Annotated in this window: 15 protein-coding genes; 14 read left to right on the top strand and 1 reads right to left on the bottom strand. The window is 44.3% G+C overall.

Annotation, left to right across the window (positions count from 1 at the left end):
* The 14 genes from ACMH5P_RS10040 to ACMH5P_RS09975 all read left to right on the top strand — a co-directional run bounded on the left by ACMH5P_RS10040 (position 1) and on the right by ACMH5P_RS09975 (position 16,046).
* Entirely contained in the window at positions 1-714 is a 714-nt protein-coding gene (locus ACMH5P_RS10040) for a (Fe-S)-binding protein (protein ID WP_459494238.1), read from the top strand.
* On the top strand, positions 707-2,050 hold the full coding sequence (locus ACMH5P_RS10035) for a lactate utilization protein B (RefSeq protein ID WP_459494237.1): 1,344 nt from the start codon (positions 707-709) through the stop codon (positions 2,048-2,050). The genes ACMH5P_RS10040 and ACMH5P_RS10035 overlap by 8 nt, the downstream gene beginning before the upstream one ends.
* A complete protein-coding gene (locus ACMH5P_RS10030) occupies positions 2,047-2,550 on the top strand; it encodes a LutC/YkgG family protein (protein WP_459494236.1) in 504 nt (167 codons plus the stop codon). The genes ACMH5P_RS10035 and ACMH5P_RS10030 overlap by 4 nt, the downstream gene beginning before the upstream one ends.
* Positions 2,551-2,733: 183 nt before the next feature.
* A complete protein-coding gene (locus ACMH5P_RS10025; RefSeq protein ID WP_459494235.1) occupies positions 2,734-3,876 on the top strand; it encodes a LysM peptidoglycan-binding domain-containing protein in 1,143 nt (380 codons plus the stop codon).
* 10 nt (positions 3,877-3,886) lie between these two features.
* The gene (locus ACMH5P_RS10020) at positions 3,887-4,324 is read left to right on the top strand and encodes a glucosaminidase domain-containing protein (RefSeq protein ID WP_459494234.1); all 438 of its coding nucleotides are present in this window, start codon (positions 3,887-3,889) and stop codon (positions 4,322-4,324) included.
* A gap of 3 nt (positions 4,325-4,327) precedes the next feature.
* Positions 4,328-5,224, top strand: a complete 897-nt coding sequence (locus ACMH5P_RS10015) for a hypothetical protein (protein WP_459494233.1) — start codon at positions 4,328-4,330, stop codon at positions 5,222-5,224.
* Complete coding sequence (locus ACMH5P_RS10010; RefSeq protein WP_459494232.1) at positions 5,199-6,689, top strand: MBOAT family O-acyltransferase; 1,491 nt, start codon at positions 5,199-5,201, stop codon at positions 6,687-6,689. Before ACMH5P_RS10015 ends, ACMH5P_RS10010 begins: the two co-directional genes overlap by 26 nt.
* The gene (locus ACMH5P_RS10005) at positions 6,686-8,080 is read left to right on the top strand and encodes a LysM peptidoglycan-binding domain-containing protein (protein WP_459494231.1); all 1,395 of its coding nucleotides are present in this window, start codon (positions 6,686-6,688) and stop codon (positions 8,078-8,080) included. Before ACMH5P_RS10010 ends, ACMH5P_RS10005 begins: the two co-directional genes overlap by 4 nt.
* Before the next feature lie 35 nt (positions 8,081-8,115).
* Positions 8,116-9,372, top strand: a complete 1,257-nt coding sequence (locus ACMH5P_RS10000; RefSeq protein ID WP_459494230.1) for a Gfo/Idh/MocA family oxidoreductase — start codon at positions 8,116-8,118, stop codon at positions 9,370-9,372.
* Positions 9,373-9,377: 5 nt separating this feature from the next.
* Complete coding sequence (locus tag ACMH5P_RS09995; RefSeq protein WP_459494229.1) at positions 9,378-11,939, top strand: 3-keto-disaccharide hydrolase; 2,562 nt, start codon at positions 9,378-9,380, stop codon at positions 11,937-11,939.
* A gap of 3 nt (positions 11,940-11,942) precedes the next feature.
* Complete coding sequence (locus tag ACMH5P_RS09990; protein ID WP_459494228.1) at positions 11,943-12,404, top strand: (2Fe-2S)-binding protein; 462 nt, start codon at positions 11,943-11,945, stop codon at positions 12,402-12,404.
* The gene (locus ACMH5P_RS09985; protein WP_459494227.1) at positions 12,401-14,485 is read left to right on the top strand and encodes a xanthine dehydrogenase family protein molybdopterin-binding subunit; all 2,085 of its coding nucleotides are present in this window, start codon (positions 12,401-12,403) and stop codon (positions 14,483-14,485) included. Before ACMH5P_RS09990 ends, ACMH5P_RS09985 begins: the two co-directional genes overlap by 4 nt.
* Positions 14,485-15,492, top strand: a complete 1,008-nt coding sequence (locus ACMH5P_RS09980) for an acyltransferase (RefSeq protein ID WP_459494226.1) — start codon at positions 14,485-14,487, stop codon at positions 15,490-15,492. Before ACMH5P_RS09985 ends, ACMH5P_RS09980 begins: the two co-directional genes overlap by 1 nt.
* A 38-nt stretch (positions 15,493-15,530) precedes the next feature.
* Positions 15,531-16,046 (top strand): T9SS type A sorting domain-containing protein, encoded by a 516-nt coding sequence (locus tag ACMH5P_RS09975; protein WP_459494225.1) that lies wholly within the window; start codon positions 15,531-15,533, stop codon positions 16,044-16,046.
* 1 nt (position 16,047) lies between these two features.
* On the opposite strand, the gene ACMH5P_RS09970 is transcribed toward ACMH5P_RS09975, so the two are convergent.
* On the bottom strand, positions 16,048-16,734 hold the full coding sequence (locus ACMH5P_RS09970; RefSeq protein ID WP_459494224.1) for an ABC transporter ATP-binding protein: 687 nt from the start codon (positions 16,732-16,734) through the stop codon (positions 16,048-16,050).

The raw sequence follows: 16,734 nt of genomic DNA, 5'->3' as shown, positions 1-16,734 counted from the left end.
ATGCGTGTTGCGCTGTTTGTTCCATGTTACATTGACCAATTCTATCCGCAGGTAGCGGTAGCGAGTCTGGAATTGTTGGAGAAACTAGGCTGCGAGGTCATCGTTCCGAGGGATCAAACATGTTGCGGACAACCGATGGCTAATTCGGGCTTTGCGTCTGAAACGATGGGTTGCGATACGAATTTTACGAATAATTTTGAGGGATTTGATTACATCGTTGGGCCGTCGGGTTCCTGTGTCTTGCATCTAAAGGAGCATCATCCTTCGGCGAAAATCCGCGAATCCGTTTATGAGATTTGTGAGTTTTTGATGGATGTGTTGAAGGTCAAATCGTTAGAGGCAAAATTCCCCTACCGGGTGGGATTGCATCAGAGTTGCCATGGGCAGCGTGGATTGCGCTTAAGCTCGATGTCGGAGCGCAATGAAAAACCCTTCTCGAAATTACAGGATTTACTTTCTTTGGTTGAGGGTGTGGAGGTATTGATGCCGGCACGGGAGGATGAGTGCTGTGGATTTGGAGGAACTTTTTGTGTCTCGGAGGAAGCGGTTTCTGTCAAGATGGGGCAGGATCGAATCCGGGAACACGATGCGAATGCGGTGGAATACATTGTGGGAGCGGATACTTCTTGTTTGATGCATATGGAGGGGATTTTGAGACGTCAGGGATCTAAAGTACAGGTGAAACACATTGCTGAAATTTTGAATCATGCTTAATCACGCGGAGGCTTCGGAGAAATTTATTGCAGATGCGGAACGGACGGATTGGCATGATGAGACCTTATGGTTTGTTCGTGCGAAACGGGATAAGGCTTCGAAGGTATTGCCAGAATGGGAAGCCTTGCGCGAGTATGCTTCGCAGATAAAAGATCATACACTTGCGAATTTAGGGGACTACTTAGTCGCCTTTGAAGCGAATGCGCAGGCGAATGGTATTAAAGTCCATTGGGCAGCGGATGCGGCGGAGCATAATTCGATTGTACATGGAATTATTGCGGCGCAAGGATCGAAGGTACTCGTGAAGAGTAAATCGATGTTGACCGAGGAATGTCACCTGAACGATTACCTGGCAAAAAAGGGAATCGAGGTCGTGGATACGGATTTGGGGGAGCGCATCGTGCAGTTTCGGGAGGAGGCGCCGAGTCACATCGTGTTACCGGCGATACACCTGAAAAAAGAAGATGTGGGGGAGACTTTTCACCAACATTTGGGAACCCCTAAGGGAAATAAGGATCCTCAGTTTTTGACCGAAGCGGCGCGTCAGCACCTTCGCGGGCACTTTTTGGCTTCTGAGGTAGCCATTACGGGCGTGAATTTTGCGGTCGCAGAGACGGGTGAGTTTGTGGTCTGTACGAATGAGGGGAATGCGGATATGGGGGCACATTTGGCAAAAGTCCATATCGCCTGCATGGGTATCGAGAAGATTATCCCTCAGCGCAAGGACCTTGCTGTATTTTTGCGCTTGCTGGCACGAAGTGCGACGGGGCAATTGATCACGACGTATTCATCCCATTTTCATCAGCCGCAGGAAGGTCAGGAGATGCACATCGTGTTGTTGGATAACGGTCGGACACGTCAGTTAGCCGATCCGAAATACAAGAATTCCTTGAAGTGCATTCGTTGTGCGGCTTGTTTTAATACTTGTCCTGTGTATCGAAGGAGTGGGGGGCATAGTTATCACCAACCGGTGGCAGGCCCTATTGGATCAATTTTGGCACCGAATATTGATAAGAAAGCGAATGTGGATTTACCCTATGCGAGTACTTTGTGCGGTTCTTGTTCAAATGTGTGTCCGGTAAAAATCAATATCCATGAGCAATTGTGGTTTTGGCGTCAGGATTTGATGGCAGAAGGGTTAGCGCCGGCTTCAAAATCGATTGGAATGAAATTGATGGCCTTTGTATTGGCTCGCCCTGCCATATATCGATTGGGTGGTTCGTTGCTTAGACGATTCGCTGGATTGTTGAATACGCGGTTAAATCCTTGGTATAAGCAACGGGAGATGCCGGAGGCACCGAAGCAAAGTTTTCAAGAATGGTATCAGAAACGATGAGTGTACGCAATGACATATTGAATAAGATTAAGCCCTTGGCGAAGGTGGAGCATCCTGGCGTTTTTCAGGGGGCTTCGACTGAATTTGATTTTCGCGCCTCGTTGGAAGTGGTGGGTGCGCGGGTCGTGACGCAGAATGAACTGGAGGACTTGTTCCCAGGGCAAAGACGTTATGATAAGACCTTGGATGGATTGAGCTTGGAGGAAGTTGAGGTGTTGGAGATTGATGGGGAATTTGGTGTGGCGGAGAATGGGGCGATTTGGTTGAAAGAAGAGGCCTTGCCGCATCGAGTCGCGCCGTTTATCTGTCAACATTTGGTGATACATGTTAAAAAAATAGTTCCCCACATGCATGCGGCATACGAGGAATTAGGTCATGTGGATGCCGGATTTGGTTTATTTTTAGCGGGTCCTTCGAAGACCGCTGATATTGAGCAATCGCTCGTGATTGGTGCACATGGTGCGCGCAGTTTAACCGTTGTACTGCAGGAGACACTCTAGCAAAAGCTAATAAATTCGTCGGGAAAGAATGAGTTTTTGACTAACTTGTCTTCCTTTTGGTTGAAAATCCTAGCAGATTTTTATACCAAAAGCTTAAATACCTTCGTTTTAAAGGAGTTTATAAAGTGGAGACGCATTTAGTTCTTCGTGAACTCGTTATTACGATCATTGGAAATCAGCTTAATGAAGTTTTTTAGTGTATTTATATTTTTGATTTTGTATCACATAGGATTCATTGCCCCGGCGCAAGAGGTTCTTTCGGTGACACATTTGTCGGATACGTACAACTTTTTGTTACATAAGCCGGCGAATCAGGATAATCAAATCAAACCGGTCATTTTGTTTTTGCATGGTCGTAGCCTATCCGGAAATAATCTGAATAAGGTTAAGCAATATGGGATTATCGACGATATCTTACATCGTGGTCGAAATGTAGATGCGTATGTGATTGCTCCGCAGGTTCCTCATGGACAATCCTGGTCTCCTCCCAAATTGAAGGCTATTATGGATTATGTTCATTCAAATTATCCGACCGATAAATGTCGTGTTTATGTGGTTGGCATGAGTTTAGGTGGGTACGGTACCATGGACTACGTAGGGACTTATCCCGAGGAAGTCACAGCGGCTATGGCCATGTGTGGGGGAGGAAATGTGAATATGGCAGAATCATTGGCGAAAGTTCCCCTTTGGATTATGCATGGGAAGAAGGATGCTGCTGTGCCGCACGCTGAGTCGGAGAAAGTATATAATGCCATTCAAAGTTGCTGTGAGATGAACTTGACGCGTTTTTCAAGTTTTCCCAATTATGGACATGGTGAATTCGCGCGTGTATTCTATGCGAAACAGATGTATGATTGGCTTTATCAATTCGAGAAGGATCAAGTTTCCGCAGACAAATTGATGGATATCGAGATATTTGATTCGAATTTGAAGCGTGTATATGTCGACAGCAAGCCTAAATCTATTCAGGCAAGCAGAAAGAAAGATACCCTCGCGGTAGCGAAAGTTGTGAAAATGGATTCTGTTTTGTTGATGCCAAGTAAGAAAAAACAAGCTGCCGAAGAAATTGTGCTTGTTGAGGAAAAGGAATCAACGCCTACCAAAGAAATCGCTGTTAAGACAGCATCAACTGAAAAAAAGCAAGTTTCTCAAAATAAAAGTGAGACAGTTAACAAGCCGATGGAAATTAAAGTAGGCAAAGGGGAGACCTATTACAGCCTAGCCAAAAAGTATAACATTAAAATCAAGGATTTGCTTAGGTATAATAAATTAACGGAAAAGGATCTGTTAAAGGAAGGTGACAAGATTAAAATTCCTAAACCTTAATCATTATTTGATGAAGAAAATATTCTATGTTTTATGTTTGTTGATTTCGTTTACTGTGATGGCGGAGCCACCGGGAAATGTAGCGAAATACCGTAAATTTGTAGATTCAGTTGCGCTACATTATCAAATTCCGGCGGATTTAATTTTGGGCGTTGGCGTCTGTGAATCCGGATTTGGCGTATCCAAACATGCCAAAAAACTGAATAACTATTTTGGTATTCGTGGTAAATATTCGAAGCGACGAAAAACGAGCTATGTTAAATATGCCAAGCCAGAGGATAGTATCGTCGCATTTTGTGAATTAGTCACGAGAAAAAAGTTTTATGCTAAACTAAAAGGAAATAACGATCCCATGGTTTGGGTTAAGGCGCTTGCCAAATCAAATTACGCGGGAAATCGAAAGGTTTGGATTAAATTAGTCAAGCGAGGTATCGCGTCAATCAAGTAGTGAATGAAATCAAATAGGGGATATTTAGTTTGGGCTGGACTGTGTTTTATGGCTGTTGTGTCCTTGTTATATGTTTACAGTTATTCTTCTAATACTTTTTCTATCGGTGGTTTTGAATTAAAAAAGATTGGGGGAGGCGATAGCTTTGTGGAACCCTCCTTGGATACAAGCCTGATTGATACGACATTTCTTTCTGAAGAAAAAATAGTTCAAATCGACACAAGTAAGCAAGAAATAAGTACGGTTCCTGACACAAATGCGGTTGAAGAGCTTACTTCTATACCACCTCCCGCCATCCTATCTGACTCGTTGGCCAGTGATTCGACCCACCATCGCATTTTACTTTTAGGTGACTCAGAGGCCGGAGGAATTAAGAATGTGTTAAATGATTATTGTCGGAGCAATGGCCACAAACTCGTGGCTACGGTGGAATGGTATTCCGCGACATCTGTAAATTTTGCTCGGGGAGATACGATTTCGAAAATCATCGCAAAATATAAGCCAACGTATATTTTTGTATTATTTGGTTTAAATGAAGTATTAGCTAAGGATGCGGCAAACCGTCGGGCCTTAGCGAGAATATTTCAAAAAAGGATACGGAAGGTACCTTATGCGTGGATAGGGCCAACCAACTGGGGGCAAGATTTTGTCGTGACGGATGCCTTTCGGGCTGCGGCTGACTCGGCAGCCTTCTTTTCTTCCAAGCCTTTGGTGCTGCCCAAATCTCAGGATGGGCGCCATCCCTCTTTAGCTGGCTACCGAATTTGGATGGCCAACATTGCGAATTGGTTACAAACAACGGCTCGTTGGAAAATCAAAATGATGCCACCCCCACATTCGGGTTATCCTAAAAAATATAGAACAATTATACTGAATGCTGCCGAATATCGAGGTTATTGAGCTATTGAAAGGTATTCCTTTCGAGCAGATTTTATGGGACCTGTTTTTGTATTCCACCAAGGAGCCTTGGTTTTTTACGGAATATTCATTTCTGTTGGTTTTTGGTGTTTTTATCTTTTTTTACGCCCTGCTTTTCGACTGGAATATTGTTCGTAAGCTCTATTTAGTCGCATTTAGTTTGTTTTTTTATTATAAATCCAGTGGGCCTTTTCTGCTACTTTTCCTCACACAGGTCACCTGTGATTACGTTTTTGCCCAATGGATTCAAAAATCGGAAGGCGTCTCTAAAAAACTGCTCGCAACCATTTCGATTCTGTTCAGTCTTTCGTTTCTGCTTTATTTCAAATACGCCAATTTCTTCATCGAGAATACGAATACACTTTTGTTGACCCATTTTGATTTCGTCGATTTATTTCTTCCCATTGGTATTTCGTTTTACACATTTCAATCCATCTCCTACTTGGTGGATGTTTACCGGGGTCAACTTAGTGCTTCCTCGAATTTTCTTGACTATGCATTTTACATGACCTTTTTTCCGCATTTGGTAGCGGGGCCGATTGTTCGAGCCAGTGATTTCTTAGGTCAGGTCAATCACCCCACGCGTCCAAATGCATTCGTGTTCAAGGAAAGCTTTGTCCGTATCCTATTAGGCTTGATTAAGAAATTATTCATCGCCGACTACTTGGCTAAGTATGTCGACATGGTTTTCGAGAATCCTGGATTCTATTCGGGTGCTGAAAACTTGCTCGCAGTATTCGCTTATACTTTTCAAATTTACTTTGACTTCTCGGGTTATTCAGACATTGCCATTGGATTAGCCTTGTTAGTGGGTTACCGATTGAAAGAGAACTTTGATAACCCGTATAATTCGACAAATATTACTGTTTTTTGGCGTAAGTGGCATATTTCACTTTCCTCATGGCTTCGGGATTATGTCTATATCCCTTTAGGAGGGAATCGCAAAGGGGAGTTCAATACCTATTTGTTTTTGTTGATGACCATGTTGATCGGGGGCTTCTGGCACGGTGCTAGTTGGAAATTCGTTTTCTGGGGATCAGCCCATGGATTAGCCTTAGGTTTTCATAAGTTGATCAAAGATAAAATTCCGGTTCATTGGCTACTAAGTGCTTTGGGTTGGTTGGCAACTTTCCTTTTTGTTTCCTTTTGTTGGATCTTTTTCCGGGCGGCCGACTTCCCCGCTGCGCTCGAAATTATCCAACGAATTTCCTCTCATACCCTCTGGCAAGATTTCGTCGGCTTTGGGTATTCCCGATTTGAAATTTCAATTTTATTGATTGCCGTTTTCGTGATTGTATTGATTCCCGTTGCGATAAAAAAATGGTGTATTGAGCGATTGTATTATGTGCCATCGTTCTTCTGGATTTTCTTTCTTTTAATTGCCTTACAAGTAATCATTCAGTTTAAAGACGAGGTCGTTCAACCCTTTATCTATTTTCAATTTTGAAAAAGCTGCTATTTTTTCTGCTGGGTTTTTATGCGGCTGTGGGACAGGCGGACACGACTGTTATTTGCATGCCTTGTAATCAAATCACTGAGGATCAAGCACTCGTCCGATTGAAAAATTCGATTGGCAAGGAACCCTTTCGAATCGTCCACATAGGAGATTCGCATATTCAAATTGGTCATTTCGCTAATAAAATTAGGGATGTTTTCGCGGCGTATATGCCACTGACGGGAACTGGAATTAGTTTTCCCTATTCGATGGCGAAAAGTGTCGATGGACCTTGGTTTAAATCCAAAGCCAGCGGAAACTGGGTTGGGGATAAGATTCTTTCAGCCAACCCCAAAATAGACCTTGGTCTAACAGGTTATTCGGTTATGACACAGGATTCCGCGGCATCGATTTCTTTCCAACTGCGCGACTCAAAGGCTAATTATGCGGGCGTGAAGATTTGGTTTAATTCCGATAGTTTATCTTTTTTTCCAGATTTGGGGGATAATTTCAACCTATTGAATTTTACTCAAATGGATCATAAAATGGGTTTTGCTCATTTTGTTGCGAAAAATCGATTTGATCAATTTGAATTAAAGCTTCTTAAAAAAGACAGCCTGGACCAAAGCTTTCAATTGCATGGCATCGAATTGGTCAATTCCCAAGGTAGCTTGGATTATCATGCACTGGGAGTTGCAGGGGCACAATTTTCACACTTGATTTATCGTAGTAAAAGTTGGAGAGAGCAATTAAAATTATTGAATCCCAATTTGTTAATCTTTTCCTATGGAACCAATGAGGCATATAACACGAATTTTGATTCCGCTGTTTTTGTCAATCAGGTATCTCGTTTTATCGATGAAATCCGACAAATATTACCTTCTGTAGCCATACTGCTTACGAGCCCACCAGATACACGGAGCCAAAACCGAATTCCGCCTAAGCAAGTCGAGGTGATTCAAGGACTTTCGAACGTAAAAAGCGCTTTCTATGACATGAATAAGGTCATGGGTGGATTTGGTTCTTATCAGCCCTGGATTGAACACAACTATTTCTTAAAAGATAAATTGCATTTGAACAAGGCGGGGTATGAGTTACAGGCCGACTTATTTATGTTGGCCCTGCTTGGACAATTGCAGCCCAATTGGGATCTAAGCAATCTCAAAACTCGGGTGGAGGCACAGGCTAACGCATTGGTTCGTAATATAGTTGTAGCTAGCCTCAACAAGGATACATTAGTTTCTATACCTCCAGTTGAAATATTGTATCATCGAGTGAAGAAAGGAGAAAGCTTTTTTAGTATTGCGAAGCGATATAAACTGAATGTTGACGCTTTAGTTCGAAGAAATAGTCGGCACAAATCAAAAGCCTTACAGGTAGGAGACCGGATTAGGATTAACTAAATATTTCTTATATTTATTTTCAAACCTATTCAATTATGTCAGTCTCCAGAAGAAAATTCCTTGGACAGTCCGTCCTGTCCCTCGCGGCATTTAGTATCGTGCCGCGTCATGTACTCGGAAAAGGCTTTATTGCGCCGTCAGACCAACTTACCAAAGCCATCATCGGAACCGGTGGCATGGGCCGTGGGCACATTCCTTATGCCGGTACGCGTCTGGTAGCCTTGTGTGATGTCGACAAAAAAAATCTCCAACTTGGTTTAGATAAAGTAGAGAAAGGGGTTAAAGCCTTCTCGGATTATCGCGAAATGATTCAATTGCCCGAGGTGGATATTGTTCACGTAGCTACTCCGCCGCATTGGCATGGAATTATGGCGGCTGACGCTGCCCGTGCCGGGAAAGACGTGTGGTGCGAAAAACCGATGACACGGACGATTGGGGAAGGACAGAAGCTAAAAGAAGCGATCCAGCAACATGGACGGATTTTCCGTTTGAACACCTGGTTCCGTTTTGAAGGGAATTTTTATGGGTTGAATTGCCCGGTAAAACCGATGAAGAAATTGGTTGATTCCGGATTATTGGGTTGGCCTTTGAAATTTACGGTCAGCAAGCATACCGGATTTGATTGGAAGTTTTACTGGGTAGGGAAGACGGATTTGACGCCCCAACCCGTTCCGCCTGAATTGGATTACGATGCTTGGTTAGGGCCTGCTCCTTACAAACCTTACAACGTCCACCGTACCCATCAAACCTTCCGCGGTTACTGGGATTACGATGGGGGTGCTTTGGGGGATATGGGCCAACATTACATGGATCCCATTCAATACATGCTGGGCAAAGACAATGAAAGCCCCGTGTATGTCGAAGTAGATGCACCCGTGCAAGACAAAGATGCGGTGGGTATTTTCAATCGAATTACCTACACCTATGCGGATGGTTGCCAGATCGTGTTAGATGGCGAAGCCAAAGACGAGAAGGTTGCTTATATCGAAGGACCCAAAGGAAAACTATACCGAAATTTTAAATCAGATATACCTGATTTGGAACGTAAACTTGCTGAGTTTCCTGAACCGCCGGCCCAACAAATTGATTTCGTGGATTCGGTGAAAAATCGGACGCAATTTGCCTTAAATGAGGAGAATGGACATCGTTCTTGTACACTCATCAACATGGGATTGATCGCGATGCGTTTGCACCGCAATTTGAAGTTTGATCCCCTAAAGCAAGAATTTATTGGCGACCCTGAGGCGAATAGCCTGATTAATCAACCGATGCGTGCACCTTATATTCTCTAAACGATATGAAATATTTAGTCCTTTTATTAGTTAGTTGGCAAGCCCTCGCACAATCTTCCCGCGAGAAGCAACTCCAATTCCGCACCCAAGGAGCCACGCCAGCCCTCAAAGCGGCGGCAATTGCGAGCAAAGGAGTGTATGAGCCAACCCAAGCCACGGAGGCATTTATCTTGGCTAATTCGAAAAATGTTTCGGAACTACGTGCCTTCTTACGGGCAGATTTGCCCGAGGCGACCCAGATTCAAATCATTGGATTTATTGCCAAACAAGATGAGCGAATCTTGTTGGAACAATATTCCAAGTCAAAACCGCAGGTTAGGGAATTTATCTTAAAGCATTTGATGGCGAAACCGCGCTTTGGGGTATCGTTGAAGGGTTGGGATGCGGCGCACCAACAAGCATTTGTCAAGGCGGTGGGCACCTACAAGGCTACTTGGGCCTTGCCTTTGATTCAAAACTCCGGCTTCAAGACGGAACAGATTATTTCTCAATTACAGATTCAGGGGGCGAAAGGCTTGCCCGCGGTTTGGGATATGTTAGATAGTAAAGTAGACGCACAGAAAATTGCGGATTTGAGCGTGAGTCTTTCGGCGAATGATTTTATGAAGTCCAAAATTGCGGGTTTTGATAAGTCGACGCTCGCGCAAAAAACTGTTTTATTGACTTATGGAAGTGGTCGGCAATGGCCTGAAGTAAAGACCCTAGTTTGGCGATCGGTGCAGTCTAACTATCCTGAAAGAGCGGCAGGTTTTGCAAATCTTTCCAAATGGGTGGAGCTAAAAGACTTTGATCTGATCGCTGAAAAGTTATCTGTCGCAAGTGCTGCTTCGGAGGTTAAAGCCTTACAAACTTGCTTAACCCAATTGATTAAATTGGATGGAACGCGGAATTCAACGATTACCGCATTTGCTTTGGCGGCTAAACAAAAGGCCAATTGGATCCCTTTCGTGCAGGAAGTGGCGAATTTGGATTGGTTGTATGCGTTGGCTAAAAACAACAAAGACGAGGATGCGTTACAGGCTTTTGTTCGGGTTAATGGAAGGGCGTTTGCGAATGTGGACCAACAAGTTTTGCGGTATCGCAATGCGTTGGATTTAACGCAGAATTTAGATACTCGGGAGCAAATTTACCGCGGCTTGGCGAAGTGTAATTCTTTGTCGGCGATGCGTACGCTCTACCTAGGGTTGAAAGAACCCAACGTTAAGCAAATTGCAGTGGATGCTTTGGCAGCACTTTATGTGGCGAATCCGGAGTTCCAAGGTATCATGACGAAGGAGTGGGCCTTGGAAAATCAGTGGCAGATTAGTGATGCGGCGATTCGGGATCAGGTGATGAAAAGTAATCCGGGTCGTGGGTTTTACACGATGTACAATGGAATCGATTTGCGTGGATGGAAGGGCTTGGTGGATAATCCGGTGAAGCGTCGGAAGATGTCGGCGGATACCTTAGCCATGAAGCAAGTCAAGGCGGATTCAATCATGCATAAGGGATGGATTGCTCAGGGAGAGGAATTGCATTTCACGGGGCATGGTGATAATTTATGTTCAGCCAAGGATTACCAAGATTTTGAGATGTATATCGATTGGAAAATCGAAAAGGAAGGAGATGCCGGAATTTATTTGCGCGGTTCTCCGCAAGTTCAAATTTGGGATATCGCATTAACACGCGTGGGTGCCCAAGTAGGTTCAGGTGGTTTGTACAACAATCAAATCAATCCCAAAAACCCCATAAAGGTGGCGGATAATCCGGTTGGGGAGTGGAATACCTTCCGCATTACGATGCGCGGCGAGCGTGTTTCCGTTTATCTAAATGGGGAGCAGGTTGTGGATAACGTGATTTTGGAGAATTATTGGGATCGTAAACTTCCGATTTTCATCAAGGATGCCATCGAGTTGCAAGCGCATGGAAATCACATTGTTTACCGAAATATTTACGTGAAGGAATTAACTCCCCAGGCAGCCTATAACCCCGAGGAAGTTGGCTTTGAGCCCATGTTTGATGGTTCATCTTTATTTGAATGGACGGGAAATACGACGGATTATTATCCGTTAAATGGAGAGTTGGTCGTGGATCCGAAAAGGGGAGGAAAGGGTAATTTGTATACCAAAAAAGAATACGGTGATTTCCATATGAAGTTTGAGTTTCAGTTGACCCCGGGGGCCAACAATGGTCTAGGCATTCGTACGCCTTTGGAGGGTGATGCAGCTTATGTGGGAATGGAATTACAGATATTGGACAATACCTCTCCGATGTATGCTAAATTACAACCTTATCAATACCATGGTTCGGTTTATGGAATTATCCCGGCCAAACAAGGTTTCTTGAAGCCGGTGGGCGAGTGGAATGAGGAAGAGGTAATCGCCGAGGGAAATCACATCAAGGTGATTTTGAATGGGGAGGTTATTACGGATGGCGATCTTATTCAGGCCACGAAAAGCGGAACGCCGGATCATAAAGAACATCCAGGTTTGTTAAACAAATCAGGACATATTGGGTTTTTAGGACATGGTTCGCCTTTAAAGTTTAGGAACCTACGTATCACGGAAATTATCAAAAAGAAAAAATAGGCCATGGCAATCACATTGACGATTAATCGAAAAAAGGTCAGCTTGGATATCGATCCGAACACGCCACTCTTGTGGGCACTTCGGGATCATGTCGGATTATTGGGTACCAAATACGGTTGTGGTATAGCGCAATGCGGTGCCTGTACCGTTTGGGTAAATGGCGAGGCGACACGTTCTTGTGTTTTGCCCATTTCAGCGGTTGCAAATGCGCAGATTACGACGATCGAGGGATTGGATCCGGCAGGAAATCATCCGGTCCAACAAGCTTGGGATGAATTGGATGTGCCTCAATGTGGCTACTGTCAGGCGGGTCAAATCATGACTGCCGCAGCTTTATTGAAGAAGAATCCGAAGCCAACAAAACAAGATGTTGTCGATGGCATGGCCGGAAATATTTGTCGGTGCGGCACCTACCACCGCATTCAAGAAGCCGTTTTATTAGCCTCAAAAAAGACCAAGAAATGAAAACGACACGGAGAAATTTCATACAACAGACAGCGCTATTTACGAGTGTATTTACGCTTGGATTTGATTGGTTTGAATCGAAGGGTTCTACGATGGCTATTGCCAGCGAACCGGGTCGTTTCAATGCCTTTTTGAGCATTGATTCCTCGGGAAAAATTCGCTTATATTCGCCGAATCCAGAGATTGGCCAGGGAATTAAGACTGCTTTTCCAGTCGTAGTGGCCGAGGAATTGGATGTGGATTGGAGTCAGGTGGAAGTGCTGCAGGCTAATTTAGATACACAGAATTTCGAGCGTCAATTGACGGGTGGTTCAGGAGCATTGAAACATTCCTGGGAGCGTTTACGCAAAGCAGGAGCGAGTGTGCGTCAGATGATGATGCAGGCGGCGGCTAAGCTATGGAATGTGGATGTATCCACTTGCAAGACCTCCAAAGGATTTGTGCTAGGGCCTGCTGGACAAAAGGCATCTTATGGCTCTTTGGCTGAAGAAGCAGCGAAATTACCGGTTCCCGCGACGGTAACCTTTAAGGATCGCAAGGATTATAAGATCATTGGAACACGGGTTCGTGGTGTGGATAATCGGTCCATAGTAACAGGTAAACCTGTTTTTGGATTGGATATTCGGAAGCCGGGAATGGTGTTCGCTCAGATTGTCCGTCCACCATTTGGGGCGACGTTGAAGTCCTTTTCGGCGGATGATGTGAAGAAAATGCCCGGAATCATTGATGTGGTTTCCTTTAAAAATAAGGTGGCGATTGTGGGTACGAGTACCTATGAAATTCTACAAGCGCGTCAAAATTTAACTTGTTCCTATACGTCGGAGTCTGCCTTAGAGAGTAACGATACGCATCAAGAATGGTTTGAGGCAGGTATGAAATCCGACAAGGCAATTGTTCAGCGCAAAGATGGTGATTATGCCAAGGCAATTTCGGAAGCTGCCAAGGTGATTGAGGCGACCTATGAATGTCCATTCATCTCGCACAGCCCGATGGAGCCGATGAACTTTTTTGCGGATGTGAAGCCGGGTTCTGTGGTATTGGCGGGACCGACGCAGGTGCCCCAACCGGCGCAAAAGGCGGTGGCGACATTATTAGGTGTTCCTGAGAATACGGTTCAGGTGGAATTGACAAAGATGGGGGGTGGCTTTGGCCGTCGCTTGAATAATGATTTTGCCCTGGAGGCTGCGGAATTGTCGAGCCTCATTAAGAAACCGGTCTTGGTCATGTGGACGCGTGAGGATGATATGGGAGGTGGTGTTTACCGTCCGGCAGTTCGTTATCATTTTAAAGCGGGTATCGATGCCAAGGGAAATATAACAGCATTTTATTTGCGAGGAGTTGGCTTGAATGCAGGGAATTCCACGCGTCAGGATAACTTCCCGGTGGGAGCAATTGAAAATGTCTTAGTGGAATCTTTCGACCAGAAGTCGGCCGTTACCACAGGTCCATGGCGTGCACCCATCACTAATTTCTTGGGATTTGCGGAGCAAGCCTTTTTGGATGAGGTCGCTGAGGCGGCAGGGAAGGATCCGATTCAAATGCGTTTGGATTTATTGGCCCGTGTGAAAACAAATCCGGTTGGAAAAATTACCTACGAACCCGATCGTTTCGCCGAGGTAATCAAACAGGCTGCCGAAAAGTCGCAATGGAAGAAGAAACCAGGCGTACATCAAGGCTTTAGCGTATATTATTCGCACTTCTCCTATGTGGCGCAAGTGGCCGATGTGCAGATGAAAAACGGTAAGCCTCAAATTACTCAAATTACCGCCGTGACCGATTGCGGCGAGGTGATTAACTTAAGTGGCGCAGAAAACCAGGTTAAAGGTGCGATCATTGACGGGATGGGCCATGCGATGTTTGCCAAATTGAATTTACAGGCTGGGGTTACGAGTCCGACGAATTTTAATGCCTATCGAATGATTCGTGGCAATGAAATTCCAAAAATAGATGCGTATTTTGTGAATAATGGAATCAGCCCAACGGGCTTAGGGGAGCCAGCTTTACCACCGACCGGAGGTTCGATCGCCAATGCGATCTATGCGGCAACCAAAAAACGCTTCTATAAACAACCTTTTTATTGATGGCCACCTCCAAAGTTCAATACCTTGATAATCTTCGTGTGACGGCAACCATTGCGGTATTGTTGATTCACTCGGCCGCGAATGTCTTATTGAGCTTTGGGAAAATCCCGGATTCAGCCTGGTGGTTTGCGAATCTCTATAATGGAGGTTTTCGCTATGCTGTGCCCATTTTTGTTATGTTGTCTGGGGCCTTGCTTTTACCCCGCGAAGAGGAATATGCGACGTTCTTTAAAAAGAGTTTCCAACGAATCATCGTTCCCTTTTTATTCTATAATGGAATATTCGCGCTGTTTAATTGGCAGGTCCGACTCCGCGGCAGGTCGGTAGGTATCGAATGGATTTTCAAACAATATTTCGATGGGGCATCCTATCATTTTTGGTATATCTACATGATCGTGGGGGTATATCTGTTTATTCCGATCATCGGTACTTGGGTTCGTCAAGCCAAAGAATCACAGCTACAGTTCTTTTTAGGCATGTGGCTTTTGACGATTCTCTTCGATAATCCGCATTTCCCGGGTTACAGTTTACCGGTTAAGTTGCCCTATTTTACGGGTTATTTGGGATATTTAGTTTTGGGCTATTATGTTGCCACTCGCCCTGTTTCCAAGATGCTTGCTTGGGTTCTGTTTTTAATGGGAACCGCCTGGACGATGGAGGGGACCTATCTTCAGTCGATCGAGGACAAAAAGTTCTTTGGTTTACTCTATGCCAATTTCTCGCCGAGTGTGGTGATGTCGACAGTGGGTTTATTTATGCTGTTTAAAGCCTACGAAGGAACGATTCCTGGTATGACTCCCATCCGTGATTGGATCAGTTCGCATAGCTATGGAATTTACTTGGTGCATATCATTGTGTTGTTTTATTTAGTTCGCATCAAGGTCTATGGCGCCATGTGGCATCCGAGCATTGGCATTCCTTTAACGGCTTTCATTTGCTTGGGAATATCCGGTGTGATTGTTTGGGTGTTGCGACGAATACCTTTCGGCAAATACATCGCAGGTTAGAATTAATTTGTAACTTTGGCCCAATCTAGTTCCAGAAAATGAAAAATATCGCCTTAATCTGTGTCCTTTGCTTGTTTGTGACGTCATTGATGGCACAGAAAATCACCTCATCTACCATCGCGGCTGGTGGTGTTACCCAACAGATTAATGGTAAATATTATTCCCATGTGGTTGGGCAAGCGAGTGTGATTGCGGGTACGACGGTCCAACAAGGTATTACGATGCGTCAGGGCTTTAAGCAGCCTAATTTATTAGCCAAAAGTATTCAGAATTCTGGTTTGAAGATTCAAACTTCTGTTGAGAATCCGATCACCTTTACGGTTTTCCCTAATCCATTCAAGGACAAATTGCGCATTGAGTTCTCGGAAGAAAGTACGATGCCAACCTATGTGGCTATCTATGATATCGTGGGAAGTTCGATGTGGCAGGAAACCTATCCAGCTAAGATATCTGAGATTAATTTAACGGAGTTTCAGAATTTCCGTCAAGGAAAATACATTATCCACGTGCTGCAAAAAGGCAAGCCTTTCGTTGCTGCTATCGTCAAGGAATAACTTAATTGATAATTTTCCCGTCTTGCATTTCAATAATCCGAGAGGTATTATTGGCGAATTCGTTGTCGTGGGTAACAATCAAAAGTGTCTGATGGAATTCTTCTGCGAGTTGTTGAAAGGTCCGAAAAACGATATCCGAATTTTTCTTATCCAGATTTCCCGTCGGCTCATCGCCCATAATCAGTACGGGATCATTAATTAAAGCTCTAGCAATCGCCACCCGTTGTTTTTGACCTCCCGATAATTGGTTGGGCATTTTCAGGGCTTCATGCTCAATGCCCAAAACCTTCAGTTTTTCATAGGCCCGATGCTCGATTTCTTTTTCGCTGTACTTACCCAATTTTAATCCGGGAAGCATGACATTATTTAGCACGTTGAACTCATTGAGTAAGTAGTGAAATTGAAAGACGAAACCGATTTTTTCATTGCGAACGCGTGCTAATTCTTTCTCCGTTTTATCTCCCATTAACATCGAATCGATGTGTAATTGACCCTCGTAATCGGTATCCATAGTGGAAAGAATATATAAGAGTGTCGATTTTCCACAACCTGATTTTCCAATGACCGATACAAATTCACTTTGCGTAAGGCTGAAGCTAATATTGTCCAATACCTTTACGGTCATGGGATCATGAAAGTATTTGGTGATGTTATCGGCCCGTAAAACTTCTTTATGAATGTGTGTCAT

The organism is Aquirufa sp. 5-AUSEE-100C1 (assembly GCF_054558655.1).
This window is presented reverse-complemented; position numbering and strand designations above follow the sequence as displayed.